General features: G+C 35.0%; 19 protein-coding genes, 1 tRNA gene and 2 pseudogenes. 8 read left to right on the top strand and 14 right to left on the bottom strand.

Going from position 1 to position 23,779, the window contains the following annotated elements:
• Positions 1-253: 253 nt before the first annotated feature.
• Complete coding sequence (locus F6K27_RS03995; RefSeq protein WP_202218420.1) at positions 254-505, top strand: hypothetical protein; 252 nt, start codon at positions 254-256, stop codon at positions 503-505.
• A gap of 347 nt (positions 506-852) precedes the next feature.
• Complete coding sequence (locus tag F6K27_RS03990) at positions 853-1,839, top strand: ROK family protein (protein ID WP_287274059.1); 987 nt, start codon at positions 853-855, stop codon at positions 1,837-1,839.
• 630 nt (positions 1,840-2,469) lie between these two features.
• On the opposite strand, the gene F6K27_RS03985 is transcribed toward F6K27_RS03990, so the two are convergent.
• The 6 genes from F6K27_RS03985 to psbH form a co-directional block, all read right to left on the bottom strand.
• Positions 2,470-2,898, bottom strand: a complete 429-nt coding sequence (locus tag F6K27_RS03985; RefSeq protein ID WP_124146293.1) for a hypothetical protein — start codon at positions 2,896-2,898, stop codon at positions 2,470-2,472.
• Positions 2,899-3,340: 442 nt separating this feature from the next.
• A complete protein-coding gene (locus F6K27_RS03980; protein WP_287274058.1) occupies positions 3,341-5,062 on the bottom strand; it encodes a CTP synthase in 1,722 nt (573 codons plus the stop codon).
• A 407-nt stretch (positions 5,063-5,469) separates the two neighbouring features.
• Positions 5,470-5,736: a DUF3146 family protein gene (locus tag F6K27_RS03975; RefSeq protein ID WP_124146295.1), complete on the bottom strand. Its 267-nt coding sequence runs from the start codon at positions 5,734-5,736 to the stop codon at positions 5,470-5,472.
• A 315-nt stretch (positions 5,737-6,051) separates the two neighbouring features.
• Positions 6,052-6,696 carry an aminoacyl-tRNA hydrolase gene (pth, locus tag F6K27_RS03970; RefSeq protein WP_124146296.1) on the bottom strand — a complete coding sequence of 215 codons (645 nt, stop codon included), beginning with the start codon at positions 6,694-6,696 and terminating at the stop codon, positions 6,052-6,054.
• Positions 6,697-6,780: 84 nt separating this feature from the next.
• Positions 6,781-7,053 (bottom strand): TatA/E family twin arginine-targeting protein translocase, encoded by a 273-nt coding sequence (locus F6K27_RS03965; protein WP_287274056.1) that lies wholly within the window; start codon positions 7,051-7,053, stop codon positions 6,781-6,783.
• Between the two features lie 106 nt (positions 7,054-7,159).
• The gene (psbH, locus tag F6K27_RS03960; RefSeq protein WP_287274054.1) at positions 7,160-7,363 is read right to left on the bottom strand and encodes a photosystem II reaction center phosphoprotein PsbH; all 204 of its coding nucleotides are present in this window, start codon (positions 7,361-7,363) and stop codon (positions 7,160-7,162) included.
• Between the two features lie 88 nt (positions 7,364-7,451).
• Between psbH and psbN the strand changes: the two genes are divergently transcribed.
• The 4 genes and pseudogenes from psbN (at position 7,452) to F6K27_RS03940 (ending at position 10,043) form a co-directional block, all read left to right on the top strand.
• Positions 7,452-7,583 (top strand): photosystem II reaction center protein PsbN, encoded by a 132-nt coding sequence (gene psbN, locus F6K27_RS03955; protein WP_124146299.1) that lies wholly within the window; start codon positions 7,452-7,454, stop codon positions 7,581-7,583.
• 852 nt (positions 7,584-8,435) lie between these two features.
• A pseudogene (locus F6K27_RS03950) lies at positions 8,436-9,341 on the top strand (adenylate/guanylate cyclase domain-containing protein); the annotation flags it as partial.
• A gap of 64 nt (positions 9,342-9,405) precedes the next feature.
• Positions 9,406-9,762: a hypothetical protein gene (locus tag F6K27_RS03945; protein WP_124147589.1), complete on the top strand. Its 357-nt coding sequence runs from the start codon at positions 9,406-9,408 to the stop codon at positions 9,760-9,762.
• 95 nt (positions 9,763-9,857) lie between these two features.
• The gene (locus tag F6K27_RS03940; protein ID WP_124147590.1) at positions 9,858-10,043 is read left to right on the top strand and encodes a hypothetical protein; all 186 of its coding nucleotides are present in this window, start codon (positions 9,858-9,860) and stop codon (positions 10,041-10,043) included.
• Positions 10,044-10,694: 651 nt separating this feature from the next.
• On the opposite strand, the pseudogene F6K27_RS03935 reads toward F6K27_RS03940, so the two are convergent.
• The 8 genes and pseudogenes from F6K27_RS03935 to F6K27_RS33520 form a co-directional block, all read right to left on the bottom strand.
• Positions 10,695-11,132, bottom strand: a pseudogene (locus F6K27_RS03935) (GGDEF domain-containing protein).
• Positions 11,133-11,573: 441 nt separating this feature from the next.
• Positions 11,574-12,137 carry a peroxiredoxin gene (locus tag F6K27_RS03930; RefSeq protein WP_287274044.1) on the bottom strand — a complete coding sequence of 188 codons (564 nt, stop codon included), beginning with the start codon at positions 12,135-12,137 and terminating at the stop codon, positions 11,574-11,576.
• 129 nt (positions 12,138-12,266) lie between these two features.
• The gene (locus tag F6K27_RS03925) at positions 12,267-12,866 is read right to left on the bottom strand and encodes a peroxiredoxin (RefSeq protein WP_287274043.1); all 600 of its coding nucleotides are present in this window, start codon (positions 12,864-12,866) and stop codon (positions 12,267-12,269) included.
• 1,045 nt (positions 12,867-13,911) lie between these two features.
• Positions 13,912-13,984: transfer RNA gene (locus F6K27_RS03920), tRNA-Met, on the bottom strand.
• A gap of 643 nt (positions 13,985-14,627) precedes the next feature.
• Entirely contained in the window at positions 14,628-17,045 is a 2,418-nt protein-coding gene (locus F6K27_RS03915; RefSeq protein WP_287274041.1) for a peptidoglycan DD-metalloendopeptidase family protein, read from the bottom strand.
• A gap of 658 nt (positions 17,046-17,703) precedes the next feature.
• Positions 17,704-18,165, bottom strand: a complete 462-nt coding sequence (locus tag F6K27_RS03910) for a tRNA (cytidine(34)-2'-O)-methyltransferase (protein ID WP_124147594.1) — start codon at positions 18,163-18,165, stop codon at positions 17,704-17,706.
• Positions 18,166-18,782: 617 nt separating this feature from the next.
• On the bottom strand, positions 18,783-19,934 hold the full coding sequence (gene gshA / locus F6K27_RS03905; protein WP_124147595.1) for a glutamate--cysteine ligase: 1,152 nt from the start codon (positions 19,932-19,934) through the stop codon (positions 18,783-18,785).
• A gap of 335 nt (positions 19,935-20,269) precedes the next feature.
• Positions 20,270-20,428, bottom strand: coding sequence for a hypothetical protein (locus F6K27_RS33520; RefSeq protein ID WP_338043266.1), 159 nt, complete (start codon positions 20,426-20,428; stop codon positions 20,270-20,272).
• 1,668 nt (positions 20,429-22,096) lie between these two features.
• Here F6K27_RS33520 and F6K27_RS03895 point away from each other — a divergent pair.
• Both F6K27_RS03895 and F6K27_RS03890 read left to right on the top strand, forming a co-directional pair.
• Positions 22,097-22,957, top strand: a complete 861-nt coding sequence (locus F6K27_RS03895; protein WP_287274040.1) for an Npun_R2479 family HD domain-containing metalloprotein — start codon at positions 22,097-22,099, stop codon at positions 22,955-22,957.
• Positions 22,958-23,060: 103 nt separating this feature from the next.
• Complete coding sequence (locus tag F6K27_RS03890) at positions 23,061-23,255, top strand: hypothetical protein (protein WP_287274038.1); 195 nt, start codon at positions 23,061-23,063, stop codon at positions 23,253-23,255.
• Positions 23,256-23,779: the final 524 nt, after the last annotated feature.

Genomic DNA, 23,779 nt, shown 5'->3' with positions numbered 1-23,779 from the left:
ATAGTTGTAGTGTTATGATATACAGACCAATTTTATATTTGGGCATTTAAAGCAATTAGCCCTGAGTCGTCAGCAAAAATACTATACTGAAAACTAAGAGGTAAAAAACTATCAGCCTTTAGCTTAAGTTAATACTTTGGAAATTTGATCTTGTAATGGTTGATTATTTAGCGAAACTAGCCATTGACAAAATACTCAAAGTTTTATTAATTAGTACTTTTGAATTTTAAATTTTGACTGAAACTTTTTAGATATGCCTAGAAACCCTGATGAATTTGCCATACACCTATTGTTAGAAGGTGGCGCTCGTGAAGAAGTACGTTTTCTGACTCTTAAAGAATTTCAAACTTGGTACAGTGGCGTTATAGTTCCAAAGCATGATTCTCCAGAGTTTGTAAATGTGCCAATTAAGACTATTCAAGGAGAATATATGGTTGTTCGTCCCTCTGCTATAATTGCTATCCGGGTTGAACCTATATTTAATTCTAGTGTTGAAAGATTTTAAGTGAAGTTCTCTGCCGTTGAATCTGATATCATGTCCGCTTAATTAGCAATAATAAAGTTTTTGTTTGTAGTTTTGCTCTAGCTCTTGCAATACTTAATATTATTGCTAAAGTAAAACTACACAGCTCTATTATAACTGTTCTACCGTAAGGGTAGCTCCCCCGAAGGGGAGACATTATATGGGATGATAACGGGAACTTCAAAACAAGGATAACTGTACCCAATTTCCTGATGAAGTTTCTTGTTTTGTTGAGGCAATGCTACGCTTTATATATCCCGTTTGCGCCCTTCATAACCTAGGAAAGCGTTAACGTGCGTTGTGTGACAGCTAAACACAGACTAACTAACATGAATATTCAGGTAATAGGTATTGATATAGGGGGGACGGCAATTAAACTGGGGCGTTTTGACAAAGATGGAGTTTGTCATCAATCTTTGAATGTGCCAACTCCTCAACCTGCAACCCCAAAAGCAGTAGTTGATGTGATGGTAGAAGCAATTTTGTTATTGCAGCGCTCCGCAAACTCTGGTTTAATATCTAATTCGTCACTCAAAAATTATAGTGTTAATCCGCCCGATTTATCTGTAGCTAAATCTCAACCAGATAACTCAGCAGTTATTCAAGCGATCGGTATTGGAGTACCTGGTCCTACTGATGCTCAAGGTAGAAGATCTAAAGTAGCAATTAATTTGACAGATTGGCAAGATGTTCCCTTGGCTGAGTGGTTGGAGGAAAAGACAGGTTTACCTGTAGTTTTGGCTAATGATGCTAACTGTGCTGGTTTAGGAGAGTCTTGGCTAGGGGCAGGTCGTCCGTTTAAAAATATGATTATGCTTACTCTGGGTACTGGTGTTGGGGGAGCAATTATTTTAGATGGTCAATTATTTGTAGGTCATTTAGGGACTGCCGGAGAGTTAGGGTTAATTACTTTGAACCCGGACGGGCCAGACTGTAACAGTGGTAATAGTGGGTCTCTAGAACAATATATTTCTGTTCAGGCAATTCGTCGAGCTACTGGTAAAGAACCATTGGAGTTAGCAAATTTGGCTCAAACTGGAGACAAATTTGCCCTAGAATTCTGGGAATATTATGGCAGACTTTTGGGTGCAGGTTTGGCAAGTTTGATTTACATCTTGACACCAGAAGCTGTAATTATTGGAGGGGGAGTGAGTGCTGGTGCAGAACTTTTTTTGCCTGTAGCTAAAGCAGAAATTGAGAGACGAGTTTTGTTGAGTTCTCGTTTAGGCTTAAAATTATTAACGGCTAAATTAGGTAATCATGCTGGTATTGTAGGAGCTGCTAAATTAGCTTGGGCAAGTTTGCATAATAATTAGACATCTCCTACAAAAGAGGGAGTAGGGAAGTGCTTACTAAGGGTTTTTTACCTTTGATGTCAAAGAAGTGTGGGACAACCCAACCCTAACTCCTCCCAGGAGTGGAGTAGAGAGTTGCTAGGAGGAGCGGAGAATAGAATTTAATTAGAAAGTAGTCGGATATATTTGTCTCTTAATTTTTCGGCGTTGCACAGTGACGAATGATTTGATATTTTTGATTGAATTGGATTGTGGATTAATCAATTGCTAGAATGATTAATTAATGGTTATTTTTAGTCAAAATCTAAACCAATTTTTGGCAATATCATTCCATAATGTGCAACCCCAAGACTTTAGCCTTCTGAGATTACAAAAAAGTTAGCATTTTGGGCAAATCAAGGACAAAAAAATTGAGGGAAATTCTTACTTCTACCTCCTCTAAATTCCCCGTTTCTCCTGACTCCTAACTTCTGACTCCTACCCATAGCAAAAGACTTTATTCAGCAAACCCTAATTAATGCTAAATACCGTGACAACTATCAAAAAGGTATAAGGCTAGTGTTAATTGCTTAATAATTGAAGTGCTACCTAACTATAGCATAACTTTTGGTAATTGGTATTAGACCCTCTTCCTTCTTCCCTCTTCCTTCTTCAAGGTAAAGAATACCCTGTTACTTTTGTGATAAATTCCACAACCTTTTCATAAGCTTCCGGATCGATATTGGGACTAATAATAATATCTTTTGTACTATCTGGTAGCCAAAAAGTTATACGACCATTAGGTTCAGAAGCAAATGTAGTAATACAATTCAAATTTATAAACCATTCATGGCGATCGTAAATAATATGTACCCAACATTCATCATTAGTGAGACAGTTTATCTCAATCTTTTCTGTAATATATTTTATGACTAGCTGATAGTCATGTTCGCAACTTTGCTTATTTAATATAATTGGCTGACTGCTATTTGGCAACCAAAAAGTTAGTCGTTTATTTGGCTGACAAGAAAAAGCAGTAATATGATCGAGGTCGATCAAGTATTTACTTCTTTCATAATCTATTTTAATCCAGTAGGCCACATGACCCCCTCAAAGCTTTGATTTCTTGCATTTCTCCAAATTAGTGCAAGTTACTCTAAAAGTCCGATGGACACTATTGAGTTACCCTCGATCTGGTAAATTACTACTCAATAAACCTATCCCACTATTTTTAACAGGCTTATTTGTTTAAGTAAAATGTGTTTTAAAAGTTTAATTTTTTGTTTTTAACTCTCAAAATATTTAGGGTTTTTAGCAAAAATATTATTACTGGGATAGGTTCACTCAATGAAAAAGATTTATTTTTTAAATCAAGAAGTTTACCACTACTAAAAGTTTCAAACATCTAAGATAACTATCAGCGATTAATATTAGAAAATATAACAATGTTTAATGCTGTATTTAAGATTATTAGTAATCGCCTAAGATAGGGAAATTAAACTAGATAACAAACAATAATAAAAAAATTTTAGTAACTAATAATCTAGTCAGCACTTAGGATAGAACCTGTACTAACTACATTATCTTGGGTGACTTCAACATTATTTACAGACAAATCATAACATTTTTCTTGTGAACTAGCAGCTTTAAAAAAGCTATGAAATAGAGGGTGAGGAGTGCTAGGTCGAGATTGAAACTCTGGATGAAATTGTGTAGCAATAAAGAAAGGATGAGTGGGAAGTTCAATAATTTCTACTAACCTACCATCCGGAGAAGCTCCACTAATAACATATCCTGTTTCTAACAACAAGTTCCGGTAAGCATTATTAAATTCATATCTATGACGATGACGTTCATAAATCACCTCTTGCTGATAAGTCTGAAATGCTAATGTATCAGTTTGAAGACGGCAAGGATAAAGTCCCAGTCGCATAGTACCGCCCAAGTCCACTACATCTTGTTGTTCGGGTAACAAATTAATCACTGGGTTTGGTGTTTCAGGGTCAAACTCCGCACTATGAGCAGATTCCAATTTTGCTATATTGCGTGCCCACTCAATTACTGCACATTGCATTCCCAGACATAACCCCAAAAAAGGAATTTTTTGCAACCGAGAATATTCAATAGCAGCTATTTTTCCATCAATACCTCTCACGCCAAACCCTCCCGGAACAATAATTCCATTCACCTTTTCCAGGTAGGTCTTTGCTCCTTTGACCTCCACATCTTCAGAACTGACCCAACGCAGATTTAAGTCCACACCAATAGCTATTGCAGCATGGCGTAATGCCTCTACCACTGATAAATAAGCATCGCTCAGTTGAATATATTTACCTACTATCGCAATTTCGATACTTGTAGTAGTAGATGATTGGACATTTTTTGTCTCTATTTCAGGATTGTTCCGATGATAAAGACGATTGACCAAAGTTTGCCACCTATCAAGATTTGGTTGACGTTGCTCCATATTTAATAATTCTAGAGCTTGCACCGCTAGTCCTTCTGTTTCTAACATTAGAGGTACTTCATAAATACTTTCGGCATCTTTTGATGTAATTACGGATGCTACAGGTACATCACAGAATTCAGACATTTTTTCTTTTAAGTTGTTGCTCAGTTGGCGATCGCATCGACAGACTAGAATATCTGGCTGAATACCAATAGAGCGCAACTCTTTGACTGAATGTTGAGTGGGCTTAGTTTTCATCTCCCCTGCCGCTGCAATCCAAGGGACTAGGGTAACATGGATATATAACACATGATTTCGTCCCACATCTTTACGAAATTGCCGAATAGCTTCTAAAAAGGGTTGAGATTCAATATCTCCTACAGTTCCCCCAATTTCTGTAATTACTACATCTGGATTAGCATTTTTGGCAACTCTATGTACCCGCTCTTTTATTTCATTGGTAATATGAGGAATAACTTGAACTGTGCCTCCTTTATAATCGCCTCGTCTTTCTTTATTGATTACTGCTTGGTAGATTGAACCCTGGGTTACACTATTCAGGCGGGACATGGAGGTATCTGTAAATCGTTCGTAGTGGCCCAAGTCAAGGTCTGTTTCTGCACCATCTTCTGTGACAAATACTTCTCCATGTTGAAAGGGACTCATGGTACCTGGGTCTACATTGATATAAGGGTCTAATTTCAGAATAGATACGGAATAATCCCGTGATTTGAGCAAACGGCCTAAGCTTGCTGCTACAATTCCTTTACCAATACTGGAAACTACTCCACCAGTTATAAATACAAATTTACTCATAAGTTTTTTTTGAAGAAGGTTTTAGGTTTGAAGAAGGTTTTAGGTGGTAGTTTAAAGACTGGAATAATTTAATTTCTGAATCAAGAAGGTTTTATATAGAATCCGGTTATACAGTATATGTTTATAATTCTATCCACACTCTAATATTAAATCGGACTACTTCCCCACCTCCCCATCTCTCCCAACTATATCATTAAGTATTTAACCGGATTTGATATTATGTGGTAGGTTTTAGGTAGTAGGTCAAAGGCTGGAATAATTTCATTTCAATAGTTATAATTTTTTGCTTTTTTGTGTGGATTTTAAGCTATCAATACTTATAAATACTTAGATTTTAAATTATTAGTTGCTTTTCGACAATTAATCTACATTTTCAACTAAAATCTCCCATCTAATCTAATTAATATCTAAAATTTTGCTTTAATTGTAAAATAATAATCCCCACCAGCTTCTAGTTGATAATCCCATTTTTCTAGAAACCTACCTAAAGGTTCTTGAATTAAAGCACGTCCTTGAGAAGGGCGAATGGAAAGAGTTTTTTTATGGCGAAAACCCCATTTAAAATGCCAATTAAAAGACCCAGCACTTACTTCTCCTTCGATAATGCCTTTTTGCCAAGACTGACGAGTTACTCTGACATAAGCAGTAGTTTCTGGTAAACCTTTATAACTCATTAATAGTGAAAAGTCACACTTTATATTTTATTAAAGTCAAAATTTTCAAGAAGCGGTCAGCAGTCAGCAAGATTATTTTTTTGAACGTGCGATAATAGGATTTCAACCCTTCCTAAACCATCTGGCGCAATGGTGAGTTCTCGGGGATTTTAACCCGAGCTGCTAAAAGCTGTTAACGTAGTTCCTCAGCAAGAGGATAGCTGTTAGCTCCGCATTCCGGTACGCAAATGCTAAAAGCTTATAGCTAGTTAAATTCAGATAATACACTCATCTATATAAATCAAGGCACTTTTAAATACTTGCTTAAATAGTAAATTAATCTTCTGGTAAGCTAACACTACGACTATTATAGAGACTCATTGCTTTTTCTATTCCTTGTCTCAAAGAAAGCTCTACAGCTTCTACAACTAATTTCAGCACTTGAGTCATTAATTGACTTTCCTCTGGGCTAAACTTTCCTAAAACATGACCAATAGTATTTGGATCTCTACTTTCAGCAGCAGCATTCTTTGGCTTACCTATACCTATTCGCAAACGAGGAAATTTTTGAGTCCCTAAATGAGCGATCGCTGACTTCATCCCATTATGGCCACCAGCAGACCCAGATAACCGTAGTCGCAGTCGTCCCATTGGCAAATCCATATCATCATATATAATTAGCACCGAATTTTGTGGCAATTTATACCAATCTAACACGGTACGAATTGCTTGTCCCGACTTATTCATATAAGTCAAGGGTTTGAGCAAATAAATTTTATCGGATTTTATACCTCTGCCTTCTCCAAATTCTGCTTTAAATTTTCGGTTTTCCGATAGAGAAGTATGCCACATATTGGCTATACTATCAACTGCCGCAAATCCTATATTGTGTCTAGTTCTTTCGTATTTTTGCTCTGGATTTCCCAAACCTACAATTAATTGAGGAATCACTAAATTTTGCCCTGATGCCACCTCTTTCATTACGTTAAGAATTAAAATTAAATCGTCAAAAATATTATCTTTTTTTGGATTGGCTCAGGTGAAATTTTTCTCTACTTTTATCAACTAGCTTTTCTGACTTGTCTCTGTAGGAGAAGAAACAGTTACTACTTTTTCTGACTCTGATTCAGGTGCATACTGACTAACTTGAGACCCTTCTTTTAACTGTTTTGCCTCTCGTTTAAACTCATTTTCAAACTCTTTAGCTCCTGCTTTAAAACTATTTATCGCTTGCCCTAAACTACGACCAATTTCTGGTAGTTTCTTTGGACCGAATATCAAAAGAGCTACGACTAAAATTACAATCATTTCAGGCAGACCAATACCAAAAATATTCATCTTGTTTTTTACTCCTAAAACTTATCTGAGATTATTACTAAGGATATAGCTAGGGCTGGAGAAATTTTAATTAATTGAATTTCTTAGCCCTACTCTTTAATTCATCTTATTTGGTTAGGCTAGCCCAGTCCACATCAACATTCTCTAACAACAACGAAGAGTTGTAGATTTGGAGAATAATCAACAAGAAGACAAAGAATAAGCCCATAAAAACGGCCATTAATGGTGTAGTGCCCCAACCGGGAGATACTTTACCATATTCAGAGTTTAAAGGTTTCAGCAGGTCTCCTAATCCAGTTCTTTGTGCCATAAGTTTCTATGTAATCTATAATTCAGCAGAATTTTTTAATCTTTTGTAATATTGTATATGTATAACACTCATAATTTTAATGAATTATATGGAACCTGCAACAGTTCTTAGTATCTCTATAGGTGTAATGGTTGTGGCCATTACTAGCTTTTCAATTTATACGGCTTTTGGACCTCCCGCTAAGGAGTTGAGAGACCCTTTTGATGAACACGAAGATTAAGGTTAATTAACTATTATTGATTTATTAATATATATAAACTTATGTTATTGTATATTGATATATTTATACTGTTGTTTGCTAAAGCTTAAAAACATGGACTATCCAAGACAAATATCTACAAAATGTCTATGTTTTTACGCTATTAATCTGTGTTATTATTACATATGTATGCTAAGACCAGAGTATTCTAGCAACAATTATGGACTGTTTGACACTCGACTTTTCATAAGGACGAAAACCCGCCTAGGGAATCCTAAACTCGATGTGTTTGAGCGGAACATTAACCAACCTTCGCGCGCCAGTAGACTTATGGACAGGTGAGGCGGAAAATTACTCTTACTCACTGATGAAGAGGGTGTCTAGGATTGTCTAGACTTTTAGAAGGTGATTAATACTCTCTCGTTATCATTATCAAAATTTAACGGGAGATTATTGCCAATTTTAACTGGCCTCTTAATACTAGGGTAAAGTAATTCCCGATGTTTTTGACCAGGGAATAAAGGGTTTGCCGTTTAGCCCTGTAGTGCTTGAACCACTAAGAATGACTAGGCTTTCAGACCTTTGAGTAGGTTTAGTTGAGCAATGAACAGCTATTAATTTTCTGTTATTTTTTTGACAGAAACATTCTAGAAATTCTAGAAACATAGACCAACTTACGTCATTAATTGACTTAGCCAATCTGTCCGAACTAAACCCTTAATATTGAGATTTTCAATCGCCACACACAATAGACATCTGGGAAAAATAAATAAATTGTGATAGAGTCATATAAAATGTAATTTTTTATGGCTAATTATGACCAGTATGCTTGACTACATTCGTATGGCATCCACAAGAATCAGAACGTTTATTAGGTACATGACACCAGAAGTTGCAGAACAATTATTAGCAAGTGGTGATACTGGTTTAGGAGGAAAACGTCAACAGGTATCTGTGCTTTTCAGTGATATTCGTAGCTACACTACTTTGACAGAAGGCATGGAAGCTGAACAGGTTGTCACGATGCTGAACGAATACTTTGAAGAGATGGTAGATGCTGTATTCAAATACAAAGGTACTCTTGACAAATATATAGGAGATGCCATTATGGCAGTATTTGGTTCTCCAGCTCCTCTAGAACATCATCCTTTGTGTGCTATGCAAAGTGCTGTAGAAATGCGTCAACGCCTGAAAATCTTCAATAGAGACCGTGTAGTTAAGAAAAAAATGTCTATTAGAATTGGTATGGGCATTCACTCAGACGAAGTGGTTAGTGGTAATATTGGCTCTAGTAAGCGTATGGAGCTAACTTCTATTGGAGATGGTGTTAATCTAGCTTCTCGCCTTGAAGGTACAAGCAAGCAGTATGGTACAGATTTGGTCATCAGTGATAATACTTATCAACCTTACAAAGATATGCTTTGGGTTCGGGAACTAGACCTAATTACTGTGAAGGGAAAAAGTAAGCCTGTTAGAATATATGAACTGTTAGGCTTTAAGGAAGGGGATCTGAAGCAAGAGCTAACGGAGAAACAACACCATATAGTTGAACATTATCATCAAGGACGAGAGTATTACTTAAGACCATCCAAAGAAAAAAATTTAACAGACCTCTCTATAAAAGAAGCTTTTGCACTAGCTGAAGCTGAATTTAAAGAAGTATTGAAAATCGATCCAAACAACAAAGCTGCTAAGTTGCACCGCGATCGTTGTCAGCTATTTCAGGCCGAGCTTCCTCCAAAAAATTGGGATGGAGTCTGGAATTTAACTGAAAAGTAAACAATATCTATCTAAATAAGAATAGAATGTTAACTCTCATTTTGAAAAAAAACTAGCCCTAGTTATGACTAATTTAAATTCCCACTACTCAGATACTGAGTGGATAGAGCAGATTCATCAATTATTATTTGAGATTGTCCGTACTTCCTTGTCGGATAAGCCTAAACTACCAGAAAATCTTGCAGAAAAAGCTCTACCACTAGCACAGAAAGCAAAAATTATTCAAGAAAAAGCTGATGGCCAAGTTATTCCTCCAGATTCATTAGAATGGGTAGAAAAAGTCCGTCAACTTTTGTTGGATTTATCTCGTGCTTCTTTGGCAGATATACCTAGACTACCTGTAAGTATGGGTCAAAGATCTCTGGTACTGGCACAAACAGCTAAAGAGATTAAGGACAAAGTTGTTGAAAAAAAATCGTAGTTCTTAACAATCAAAGTTTAGGGCTATTCCCAAGAAATCATAATACAGCTTGTATTGCTACTAACAATTTTAAGTTTTTTAGAAGCTTTCTCAATATGGAATCAGATAGTCAACCTGCCAGTTACTCAGACGATGAACCTCCTCAAAGAATTGCAAATATTTTGGGAACAGCGATCGCTGTTCTGACTCTGGCCTTGCCTTTATTGGCCATTAGTCGTTATTCTCATCGTAATATAAATGTGATTCCTCAAACCTCTTATGAATTGTCTGGGTATGAATGATTTCCAACCAAATTTCTAAGAACTTTAGTTTCAATTTTTATCAATTTTTCAAGAATACTGCGACGCGGTAGATTTTTTCATAAAGCAGTAGGCAGGATGATCCATGAGGAAATTTATAGTTTATCTTTGTATTATTTTCGATTATAAATTTTTTCCTCTAAAACCTACCTAAAAGTCAACTTTATGCTTGATTTAGACTTGAATATATAGTCATTTAACTTTAGATTGAGACAAAGCTTTCTTGCTATGAGGGAGTTTCAGACGAAAAAACGTCTCATTTTTAAGTTAAACTACTATAATTTTCATCTGTACACATATACTATTTATATTGAATTAGGGTTTGCTGAAAAAGTCTTTTGGCAGGGGTAGGAGTCAGGAGGAACAGGGAATTTAGAGGAGGTAGTCGGATATATTTATCCCTTTATTTTTTTTGCCATAGTTAGCCAAAAATCGTAACTTTTTGGCCACTTAACCTTAAAAAATTGCACTTTTTTTCGCTCTAAAAATGCTAAAACCTTTATCTGTAAATGCTTTTATATTTAATCAGCAAGCCCTAATTAAGTAGTAATAATAAATAACTGATTAACCGAAAATAGACTGTATTAATTTAAACAATGTAATATAAAAAACAATGTAATATAAATAAAATATTCAATAATTTGAAGCTACTACAATTCGGTTACGTCCCTCATACTTAGCCTGATCAAGAGCAAAATCAGCAGCTTCAATGACCTTTTCCCCTGTTTTGCCATGTTTAGGAAAGCAAGCAACTCCCAAAGAAATAGTAATATAACTTAGCAGTATACCATCATATTCTACACATAATTGTTGGATTTTTTTCCGTATTTGTTCAGCTCTTCACTTGGTATTTTCTAAAGAACTTCCTGGTAATATCATAATCAATTCTTCCCCACCATAACGACAAGCTATATAATAATCTCGAACTTTCTATTTTAAAAAAGAGCCTAAATTTTTGAGAATAATATCTCCAGCAGCATGACCAAATTCATCATTAAAACTTTTAAAATAATCTACATCAATCATAATTATACCAATAGGCTTTTCAGTCTCTTGTGAGGCAATGGGCACTCGGTGTGAGGGAACAGGGAATAGGAAACACCGAAGCAAGAAAATTATCACGAATGATTTAGAATTGCTATAAATTAGATTTGAGTTATCTTATGTTCAGAAAAACTAAGATACTTAACCATAATTAAAATTGGCAATATTTGCAGTTAAAATTTGAGTATATAACTAACAGGATATCAGACTTAATCTCAACACCACAGGCTAAATTTACCTGCGAAATTAGTCTATAAAGAAATTAGTCTATAAAAAAGAGCTACTTGCACTAAGAGGTGATTGATTAACTGAGCTGTTTGCGCAGCATTCCGCAGGAAAACTCTTATGCTATCTAGGTCTCATCAATTTATACTTTACTGGCCTACAATCGGCAAAACCTTTGTCCTGTAATAAATTCAGCCTCTTAATATTTACTTTATAAATCAGCTCTAAGATAGAATTCAGCTACTAATAGTTATTTTGCTCAACTATATAATTATCTAAAACTTCTAGTAAATCTTCAATACTAGCATTATGATCTAGAAAAGAAAACAAATGTTTATAGCTAAGTCTACCTTGTTTATCTAATACAAATTGTCCTGGAAGAGGTGCTCCCAAAGCTTGACCGACTTGATAATTTTTAAATACCTGACAACTAGAATCACTGAGTAAAGGCATTTTTAAACTTAGATCGCTCACAACAGTCTTACTTTGTTCCCTATCTGTACTCGTAATCATTAATATTTCTATTCCCCGCTCTAAAAATTTTTCATAATTATTATTTAAAGCTAAGATATGAGGAAAACAAAATGGACAATACTGTTTCTCAGTAAAGATACGAGTCAAAGCAAGTATGACAGGTTTTACCCCCCAATAGTCTGATAAACGAACTAATTTACCATTTGTGATATCTGGTAATTCAAAATCTGGTGTTCTTTTTCCGTTATCCAAACTATTAATAGGTGGAATAGGTAATAAATTTTGAACAAAACGTTGATTTATTAAACCTCTAAAATCATAGGAATTTAGCATAATCTTGATATAATTTAAAAGTTAAAATTCAAAACTTTAATGTGTTTAAATCTCCTCTAAATTTACAACTCCAACACTTTTAGAGCTAGAATATATATGAAAGTGTTGGAATAGACTGCTTAAATCAATTTATTTAATAGCTGCAAAGAATTCCTTAGATTTGATTGGGTCGGGATTCATAGTTTGATCTCCTGGTTTCCAACCTGCAGGGCAAACTTCATCTGGGTTAGCCTGTACATACTGAATAGCTTGTAGAGTACGTAAGGTTTCATCCACGTTACGACCAAAAGCAAGATTATTAATTGTGGCGTGTTGAATAGTACCTTCTCTATCAATAATGAACAAACCCCGCAGAGCAATACCTGCTTCTGGGTCTAAGACGTTATAGGCAGAACTAATCTCTTTTTTAATGTCAGATAGTAGCGGATAGTTAAGGTCTCCAACTCCACCAGACTTACGATCTGTTTGAATCCAAGCTAAATGCGAAAATTCACTATCTACTGAAACTCCTAGAATTTCTGTGTTAAGTGATTCAAACTCTTTGTAGCGATCGCTAAATGCCGTAATTTCTGTTGGACAAACAAAAGTAAAGTCCAGGGGATAGAAGAATAAAACTATATACTTACCACGATAATCAGACAGTTTAATTGTCTCGAATTCCTGATCCACTACACCTGTAGCAGTGAAATCCGGGGCTTCCTGGCCTACACGCAGGCATTCCTCTGTCATGATTTAATTCTCCTTAAAATAACTTGTTGACACTCAAAACTCAAAGAAAACTTATGGTTTGAGATTCTTTATTCTTCAATCTTACCTCTTCATACTAGACCTTAAGTACAAACAAAACCATAGAATGTCTCCTTTCGGACATAGCTAGACCAACTTAGCAGCTCGAATATTTTCAGACTTGGTTTCTCATTCCATATTGGATTGACCAGTAAGGATCGATCAACTATTTTAGTTTTTTAAAGTTTAGTTCTAAGGGTATATAAAGATATTATCAGTCATATATGTTATAGTCATGAGTTAATGTTTTTAATATCTGATTTATAAAGTAAATATTAAGAGGCTGAATTTCTCGCTATACTTAGGTTTTGCTAGTTATCGGCCTGTAGACCGAAATTCCTGAAAGCTTGGTAATGCAATACTTTTAGCTAAGTTTATAAATCAGCTCTAATAGGTTCTTAATTGACCCCCACTATTTCAGTTATCAGTTAACTTTTTCCAACTCCAGTTGATGGTAAAAATTGAACCGGAACTCAACTCAGGCCTATTGAGATTTTGTATTCCCTGTGTCCTCACAGGAGTAAAGATTCCCTTTCTGGGTCGATTGGATATAGCGTTTTTGCGCTGCGCAAAGTGTCCCGTAGGCAAAGGAACGTTGATATCCCTCGATAGCTTGTCTAGCTTCTTACATAGGAGCTAACGTGCTTCGCCGACCCAGGGTATACCGCTGTTCCCATATCCATTGTTTCCTTAGATCCAATTGGGATATATAGTCATTTCAGATAAGAATGAAACACTTTTTCGGCTGAAACTCTTTCAATGCAAGAAACGCTTATCTCAATCTCAACTGAAATGACTATACAATTTAAATGCCGAACCACTATACTAATAACTGTTTAACTCCCCAATCATACACCTACTTCCTCCTTTGGAAGCTAACGATTCAATAAATAACCAAATACTTTAACTTAAACGCCAGTTGTTGACTAAGGTTAGACTATCGTGATCTATTGCAATAAATCAAAAAAAAATTACTTATTTATATATATGGCTCAGGCGGGATTTGAACCTGCGACCTTGGGCTTATGAGTCCCCTGCTCTAACCACTGAGCTACTGAGCCTAAATTTTTAACCATCCATAATCATAGCACAGAATATTGTAATTTATTCAATCCTTTACTATTTTTTTCTTAAAAAAACCAAAATAGATTTAATTTGCACCCTAAATTTATTTATATCTCTCTCCCCATTTTTACTTACAAGAATGGGGTTATTAACATTTTTCAAGTTAGAGGAGTTGTACTGAAAATAGGAAGATTTTCAGATGGGATTGATTAGGGAGTTAGAATAAGTTCTGAGTACTAGGAGATCTTGATTTGTTCCGATTACATATTTATATGTATTGGGATAAAAATAACTGTACTATATAAAATAATCCCAATTTTGACACTCCACGGCATAAATCAACGTGGATTTGTGACTAGGAGTTGTAAATCGGGTAAAAACCACGATTTTCATATTGCTTTAACTAAATTGCCAGTAGCATACCGTAGTACGTATACACCAGTAATTTACTAGGGGCATCAATTGCCACTACTCTCTACGGCCAAAATACCATTAAGGCTACTTTTATAATTTTTTATTAATTATAACACATTTTTTTGACTAGGGATAAAAATCCTTTGAGTCCTTTGCATCCAGCCGTTCAAACTTGCACTTTTCCCACTTACGGAAATTTTACGATGATTATGGACAATACCTAACCTAATGATATGCCACTCCCGAAGGTAAAAGAGCCATTGGATTAACAGCTCCATTTCCTGTTGGATGAATTTCAAAATGTAAGTGTGGGCCGGTACTACGTCCAGTGCTTCCCATTTTAGCAATTAGCTCACCCTGAGCCACTTTTTGACCTTCTCTCACAAGAATTTGGCTGTTATGAGCGTAGATTGTCAGACTACCGTTGGGATGTTTAATTTCCACTAAGTTACCATACCCTCCACTATTCCAATTAGCAAAAGTGACAACACCAGGGGCTGCAGCAACAATAGGAGTACCTGTCGGTGCAGCTATATCAATACCACGGTGCATTCTTCCCCAGCGCCAACCATAACCTGATGTTAAAGTACCCTTACTAGGCCATGTATACCCGGTAAATTGCATTGAACCACCAGGTAAATAGGTATCAGCTTTACCCAAAGGTGGCAAGTCTGGAGAAACCATTTTTCCTAGTGAAGGATTATTCAGAATCTCATTAAAGTTAGCTCCTGTTGGTGCTGTGGCCATGAATGATGACCCTTGAGATTGACTAATTTCTCTTTCTAGGGGTAGTTCTTTAACAACTGTAGCAGGATTTCTGATTTCAGGTCTGTTAGTTCCCATTTCTTCAGACCATTGTGTGGTCTGACTGCTACTTACTTCTTCCTGATAAGTTGGTTGTAAGTACCTACTACTATTGTTCTCAGTCAGAATTTGAGAATTATTCGGTAAATTCTGTTGTGAAGACGACGGCTCAGGTACTGGAATATTTATTGCTTCTGAGGTTATTATTTGAGAATCTTCAAGTTCTTTTTGATTATTATATTCCTCTCTTAGCCTGCTTATTTCTGACCTCAAACGGTTAGCATAAGGATTATTTTGACCTTCAGATTTTGCTGTTGGTAGTAACTCACCACTCTCAGTATTTATGTCCACTGGTAGTGGTTGAACGGGTTGACTATTACTAAAAGAATTTTGTCTAGATTCCCTTGCACCTAGATGATCAGGCCATACTTTATTAACTAAGGGATTTTTAGGGCTATCTGTAACAACCAACTGTGTTGAAGTTGAAAATTCTTTTGGTTTCTTGTGTATTTGATGTTCTTGATCGTTTAGACCTTCAGACCAAGAAACTAGTTGTACACTTCTGTGTGGTTCAACTTCAGCTCCAGTCAAACTTGGTACGCTGTACGATAAATAATTAGATTTGATATTAGGAAGCTTGGCTTCAGGAATATTGAGTTGGTTAGCTGTAGTTTCCAAAGAAGGTTGACTAAATTCCTCTTTTGTAGAATGGCTACTTGTAGAACTTACCAGTTTTAATGATTCAGAAAATGGTTGCTGAGGAATTTTAAGTAATTTAGCTGCTTCAATTACGTCTAGATTTTTGATATTATTAGCTCTAGCTAATACTTCGACAGATACATTGTTTTCCTTGGCAATTAAACTTAGCGTGTCTCCCACACGCACCTTATATACCAATGAAACTGGTGTAGATGTCATCTCAGAATCAATAACCACTGCCCCTTGTAGTTTAGTCCCTTGAGCCTTGATTGACTCTTGAGCAATATCTATTTGACTATCACCTACTTGTTTAGCTGTGGGACTATTGTCTAATTCAGAGGATGTGGCCATCTGTAGAGCTGGTTCTTCAACAACTAAATTTTCTGATTTGCCATTTCTATTTTCTAGGAATTTTTCCTTTGATTTATCAAATGACTTTCCTACGGGATCAGAAATATACTGCTCATACCTCAACTCCAGCGAACTTTTTGTCGAGAGGTTTTCTGGTTTTTGGACAGGATTAATTTCTACTTTTAATCGGTCAATTAGCTTACTATTACTGCCTATTGGCTCCTTGTCCTGCACTTTAGCCAGAAGTCCTAGAGGAGGCAACTCATTAGTTTCTAATTTATTAATTTTCGGTTCAGAAAAAACTAAAGTCTCTTTCTCTTGTTCAGATTTTCTGGCTTTAGTCTGGCTATATTTGTGTTGAAGTTCTATAGGAAAAAAGGATTTTTCTCCTAGTGTATGTTCTGAGGGCAGGACAGTCTCAGGTTGAGTTGCTTCAACTTCAGAATCAGTATTTTCTTCTACCTCTACATACCCTTGGGTTAATTTCTGAAGTAGTAGACCTTTTGACCTACTAACTCCAGTAACATTTAACTCTCTAGTTGAAAGTTCATGTTTGTTAGTGTCCACTCCAGGAAGTTCGGCTGCGACTGCGATATTGCCTTTCCCAGACAACAGGATGCCTGATGCACCCATAGTGGTTGAAATGGCAGCAAGTCCAATCATGGCAGCAGCGGAAGAAGTTTTTTTGCTACCAACTATACTTATTTGTTTTGACTGATCAATAGTTGCTTCTGTGTGAAGTTCACAGATAGCGGCAGATTTTCCTTTACTTGGAAATGTTCGTTTCAAAGAACGACCTCCTATCGACAAGGGTTTAACTATCCTTAATTAATTTTTCTTTGTCAATGACATAATTCACTCTATTTTAGAGATCAAGATCACTGACAAACATCAAACTTAGGCTAGGGTATCTTGGTTTCATAAAAAAAGCAAGGATAATTTTAATTTGATTTTTATTTAATGGCCAAAAATAGCACAAAAAAAGTAACTAACTTTTAAGGCACTAAATATTACAACATTCTTGCTCGTAGTTTATTTTTGCCATGTTATTTGGAAATAATCCAATTGTATTTTTCTCTGAATTATTTAGTCCTTTAGTAAATACCCTCTAGACGAACAAAAGGATTTCAGGAGAAAATATCATCTAAATTTTGGTATACACTAACTTGGCAGTTGTGGCAATTATTAGATCTATAGAAATTTCTTATATATAGATAGATATAGAATTACAGACTTTATGCGTCATACTTATACAGAGCAAAATGACCCATTAAATACTTATAATTGGAATATTTAAGAAGTTAAAGATTTTTGAGCGATCAAAACTATATTTAGTGTGGCAGTATAGTTTTAATTAGGGATATATGATGTTTTTCATCATTAATATACATATCTGTAAATAGTAAATAAAGATTATAAATTTATAGATATTATCAGAATAATGATTTTAACTCAGATAATCCAATTGACGCCTGGCTTCAAATAAACCCAAGGCAGCACTAACAGAAAGATTTAAACTACGAACCTTTGGCTGTGTCATTGGTATATAGAGAGTTGCTACACAATACTCTAGGACATCTTGTGGTAGTCCATTAGTTTCTGAACCAAACAATAGCCAATCATTTGTTTGGTATTGAAATTTAGTATAATTAGAAGCTCCCTTTGCACTAAAACCTACCAGTCTTCCACCTCGTTGCTGATGATAGGTTTGAAACTCTTTGAAGTTATCGTGGTCATATAGTTTAACATAAGGCCAGTAATCTAAACCTGCCCGTTTCAAATAGCGATCGCTAATTTCAAAACCCAAAGGTTTTACTAGATGTAATTCTGTATTAGTAGCAGCACAAGTACGAGCAACATTTCCTGTATTGGGGGGAATTTGCGGATACACTAGAACAATCTGAGGCATTAAATCAATTTATTTTGATATTGAGAACATTAAAGTTGTTAGCTAGAATATCCTACCTTTAAGTTTTAGGATTTCTCTGAAAATTCAATAATTCAATACAATATAGGTATAATAACAACTTAACTATATGCCTAATATAGCAATTAGGTTTTTCTCCCCTAATCTTATCTTAGTTTTGTTAGTTTTACTTTCTAGGCTAGTGTCGTGCCTCACCGTTCTGATCCTAGAAACAGTATATTTTGATTTCCTAGTTCGGTAGTCTTGCATGGTAATGATGAGGATATATAATATATTTTTTAATTTATCCCACACTCCCGGTACCCGGTACTCCCCATCTCCCCATCTCCCCACGCTCCTGGTGCTTCCTTTGCCACTACCCCTAGTTCAGAAAAAAATTTTGATATAGTAGAAGTTATAACAATTCAAATAAAGAATGCTATTTACCTTAATTCCTGACTCTTAATGAATTTTCTCATGTATAAATGCTATATTTAGTTACCATTTCATCTCCCCATTACAAGGAAAGGATATGTAGCAAAACTTTTGAGATTTGGTATAACTCCTGATTCCTGACTCCTTTCAACCTATGTAGCTGAAGTAAATGAAATGGTATTAAGTTAGGCCACCATTGATTGACATAATTGATCTTCTAGCTCTTCTTCTTGTTGTGCCATCTCCAAAATTGCTGCTTTAATTACGCTCCGACTGTCAAGACTACTGTTATATTGATCTAACCATTTTTGTGCTGTATTGCCTTCCCGAATAATTTTTTTGATTGGAGAAAGAAAGCAACTAAAGCCAAGTTTTTTGGCATAAGGTAAAACCTGTTGATAAATTTCCTCAATCCAATTTTTCGCTAAAATAGTTCTACCATCTTGCCAATGGGAGAGTTGAGCTTCAAGGCTATGATGAGCTGCTGCTATTTCATTATTATCTGCTAAAGCGACTAAATCTTCCAAACGGTTAGTTGCAGATAAATTACTTTTTTCTAAGGGGTCGAGACTAGGATCGTCAAATAATTGCCATAAACGAGCTTCTAATAAAGCTACCAAGGCCAGCTGCATAACTGGGTTACTTACGAAGTCACAAATTCTTAATTCTAGACGATTAAGATTATAGGGACGGCGATCGCCATTAGGCCGCACAGAACACCAAAGATGGCGGACATTTTGCATAACACCTGTAGCAACTTTCTCTTCAGTCCATTTGATGAAATGACTATGACTTTCAAATAGAGGGACATAAGCTGGAGTTTTCGGAAAAGTAGTCCAACGAGTAGAGTGAAAGCCTGTAGCCTGGCCATCTATAAAAGGAGAAGAGGCACTTAGGGCTAAATATAAAGGGGCTTCCATTCGGATCAAGCGAATGGCTCGCATCAATAATTCTGGTTCACTAATACCAATATTTATATGAATACTGGTTGTAACGACTTTTGCACCGTAAGTTTGTTGTATATATGTGTGATATGGGTTGTTAGGGTCAGAGCGTTCAAAGGTATCACTACCTCCTAAAGATAAGGTACTTCCTGGAATTATTGTGTAATCCCCTAAAGTGTTTAAATAACTTCTCAATTTCAGTCTTGGCTTTACTAGAGCACATAAAAGTTGAGCGTAGCTACACAATGGTGCAGTTGTGTATTCTACATTTCTACTATCTGGCTCCCTAACAAACCCCTCTACTTTGGCCACAATTTGGTCTGACAGGCCAACAGTATTACCTTGGGGTGTGCCAGTGTACATTTCTACTTCAAATCCTTTCGATAGCAGCACAACAGGCTCCTAAATTTGGTTTATTTATATTTTTAATGGTATCAGTATATTTAACATCTTTGGTCTATGTCCTAGGGCTTAGATTATCAGGATATTATTACTTTATTGAAGTATAGCATTTACATTTTAACTGTGAGATATTGTAGATATTTAGGGTTTAAGAGACATCAAGTAATCAATTTATCATAAATTATTTAATATTCCTATATTATAACTAGTCTGAAAATACTGTAGATCAAAGCAGCTAAATATTTAATTATTTAATATATTTCTAACAGAGATATTTGAAGGATTTTCTTCTAATTAACTAGAGACTAAAATTCTAGAGGAAAAATTTATTCTTCCTCTTGCTGTTGAAATATATAATCAAAATCAAATTTTAAAGCTTTAATATGGCGAGCGATCAGAAAACCACACTTAGTAACTTTATCAGTCGTAAAAGTTGCTATTACTAAAGTCACTAACTTTTTTGGAGATAGTTCAGGTATTTGCACATAATAATCTCTTTTTGCAAAAAATATTCCTTTATCTTTAGGTACAATAATGCCATTAAGATGAGCGTGCTGAATTGGTTTTATATATGTTTTAATAAAATTATATTGATTTGTTTGAATACGAGCTAGTTTCTCATTTCAAATCCCAAAATATAGTTAAATATTTGATTTTTTTTTCTGTATTAATGACTCATTTTAATGCCAATTATAAATATTGTAGAGTTTGACAGCGTACATCTTGAGCAGAATGAATATAATATTGTCTAATATAATTTATGAGTACATTTTGATTGATTTTTGTTTGAGTATGAAACCGTCTTAGATATTTGTTCACCCTGTTAATCTTATCTATATCTTGTATCATGTTTACTGCTAAACCATCAGCTATATAATCATCTAAAAAATCTGCTTGTTTTTCTGGAGAATAACCACATAAAATATAAGAAAAAGATCAAACATAACAGCGTTGATGCCAAGGTAAACTAGCCGGCAATTGTTTAACTTTTTGGGTTAGTTTATTAAAGACACTGTCTTCATAATTGGGTTAATAAAATATATTTTGATATTTATTTTTGCGATTTTTCATTATTACTATTTTGATTTTTACGGATGTTAATATAATATTTTTTTATTATTGTGATTAAAATCACATTAGTGATTTTTTACTATCACAACCAATAGTAGATGTTAATCACTGACAAATCGAGATTAAATTACATATAATAGTTATTAAAAAAATTACTATCAAGGTTTGAAGTATATTGGTAATTAAATTATAATAACTATAATTTTTGAAAAGAATATTAACCATAATCGTCAATCACAGGACGGGACTATAATTTTATTTTTGTGATTTTATAGTTAAATCAAGCTATCTCGAATATAGAATGGTAAACTTAATGTGTCAATAGTAAATAACACAGAAATATGTGGCATTTACATTTTAGCTGTAAATATTATATTGACGAAAAAGCAGGAAAAAATGAAGTGTAGAGATTTTTTTTTTATCATTGTAAATATCTTTTTTTTGCTAAATAACTTCAAAAATAAATATAGCAGTTTGTGTAAAATTTACAAAATATCATCAATATATACAGATTTTTTTACACTATTAAGCTGTAATACTTTGTTCTTTATTAGAAGCTTATAAGAGATTTTTGACAATTACATAACAAGAAAGTAATGTATAAAATCAATATTTAAAATATCAATATAAAATATTATTGAGAGAAAAGTTGCAGGGTTCACAGAACTATTTGTAAAATAAAAGATGACAATCTAGTTTGAGATATGCAATGGAAAAACTATTACAAAATGATTAATAGATAATCTTCCACCTCAAACTTTGGATAGCATCTAAGTATTCAATCAATATAGATATAGCAATCCTAAATCATTCGTGAGGATTTTATTGCTTAGGTGTTTCTCATTCCCTATTCCCTGTTCCCTGTTCTCTAAAAGCCTAGGATATCTCACAAATAAAATTGCTATATATTTAAACCTGAAATTAACTTTTTCACTATGGCTAAAAATAATAATAAGTAGTATTTAGGAATGAAAAAAAGAAAATGAAGTGAGATAATTTGTTGATGATGGTAAATAAAAAAGTGTATAAGTTCATTAAACTGAAATTCAGTGAAATAGAAAATTTAAATTAGGAGACTGCAGATGTTTAACTCCACAGAACTTTTAATTGATGCCTTCATAAAACGGCTGACTAATGGCTATCGTCATACTTATGGTGGATATAAAGCAGATTATGCTGATATTATTGCCTGGGCGGCCGGAATGGCATTAGAAAATATTGCTAATAGTGATGCCCTGTATCACAATGTAGAACATACTATTCTTGTAACTTTAGTGGGACAAGAAATTTTACGCGGGAAGCATATCCGTGAGGGTGGAGTTTCTGGTGAAGATTGGCTACACTACCACATTTCCTTACTTTGTCACGATATTGGGTATGTCAAAGGTGTATGTCGTCAAGATAGAGGAGACTTAAGATTATATGCTACAGGCATAGATGGCACAAGTGTATCTTTACCTAGAGGCGCTACGGATGCTAACCTAACTCCTTATCATGTTGACCGAGGTAAACTATTTATTGAGGAACGCTTTGGAGGTCATAAGTTAATTGATGCAGAAGTGATTAAGCGTAACATAGAACTGACTCGTTTTCCAGTACCAGCAGATGAAGATCATCAGGATAAGGAAAACTATCCTGGTTTGGTGAGGGCAGCAGATCTAATAGGTCAATTAAGCGACCCCCGTTATTTACAAAAAATTAGTGCCCTTTTCTATGAGTTTGAGGAAACAGGCCAGAATAAAATACTGGGATATCATAATCCAGGTGATTTACGTCGGGGCTATCCTAAGTTTTACTGGAATGTAGTTTATAGCTACGTTAAGGATGCGATCGCTTATCTAAATCTTACTCAACAAGGAAAACAGATAGTAGCGAACCTAAGTGCGAATGTTTTCCGAGTAGAACATGATAATGCTGTTGAAGAGGCTGTAGCTATCAGTTAGTTAGCGATCAAGGCAAAATTTATTACTATCTAGAGAAACCCGGTTTCTGCACCTGCTGACTGGGGATAATTAGCGCTCGAAAAACTTTATCCAAAATTCTAAGATGATATCTAGCTCCAAGTATTGGGCAAGGTTAGCAATGAGCATTGATTGGATAAATTTGAGACTAACAGCGATGGCGTTTATTACTAAAACAGTGATCGCTACTCCAGTTAGCATATCCCTATCCGTTCGAGTCAGTACATCGTTTGTCAGGATTTGTATTAAAGAAAAAAATCATACTGATAAACAGGTTTAACAGTAAAACCTTAGCAATGATAAGGCCATAACTCCAATGTGCCCTAGTCAATGCTACAAACCGCTAACTTTATTTCTATAGTCTAAGTTTTGATCAAAGTCTGGGTGCGACTCCACTAACACCATCGCTTTATTACTCCAGCTTGCAATCAACTCATCTATTGTTAAAAATTGAATCCCTATAGAAGTCTCATGGTATCTTTGCACGCGGTACGGGTTTTTGGCAAAGGAGTCAGGAGGACCTTCTCAGATCAAATCCGGTTAAACAGTTATAGAATGTTTAAGTCAGGAGGAGTCAGTCCTCAGTCCTCAGGAGGAGAGAGAATTACAAAGATGAGCGTAGTTATGACGATTGGAGAATTTTTTTTATGTCCAATAAAACGAATTTGAGATCAGGATCTAGAGAAATAGAATAGGGAAAAAGGTGGAAATTTCCTTCCAGATTCACCATCTCCCCACACACCCCCTATATTTTTAAATAGATTCCATAAGGGTTCTATAGATAGGTCGGCAACAACGTATTTT

The sequence above is a fragment of the Okeania sp. SIO2F5 genome (genome assembly GCF_010692685.1).
In the GTDB taxonomy this organism is placed as follows: domain Bacteria; phylum Cyanobacteriota; class Cyanobacteriia; order Cyanobacteriales; family Microcoleaceae; genus Okeania; species Okeania hirsuta.
The sequence above is the reverse complement of the archived record's forward strand: the minus strand, read 5'-3'. Positions and strand labels throughout refer to the sequence as shown.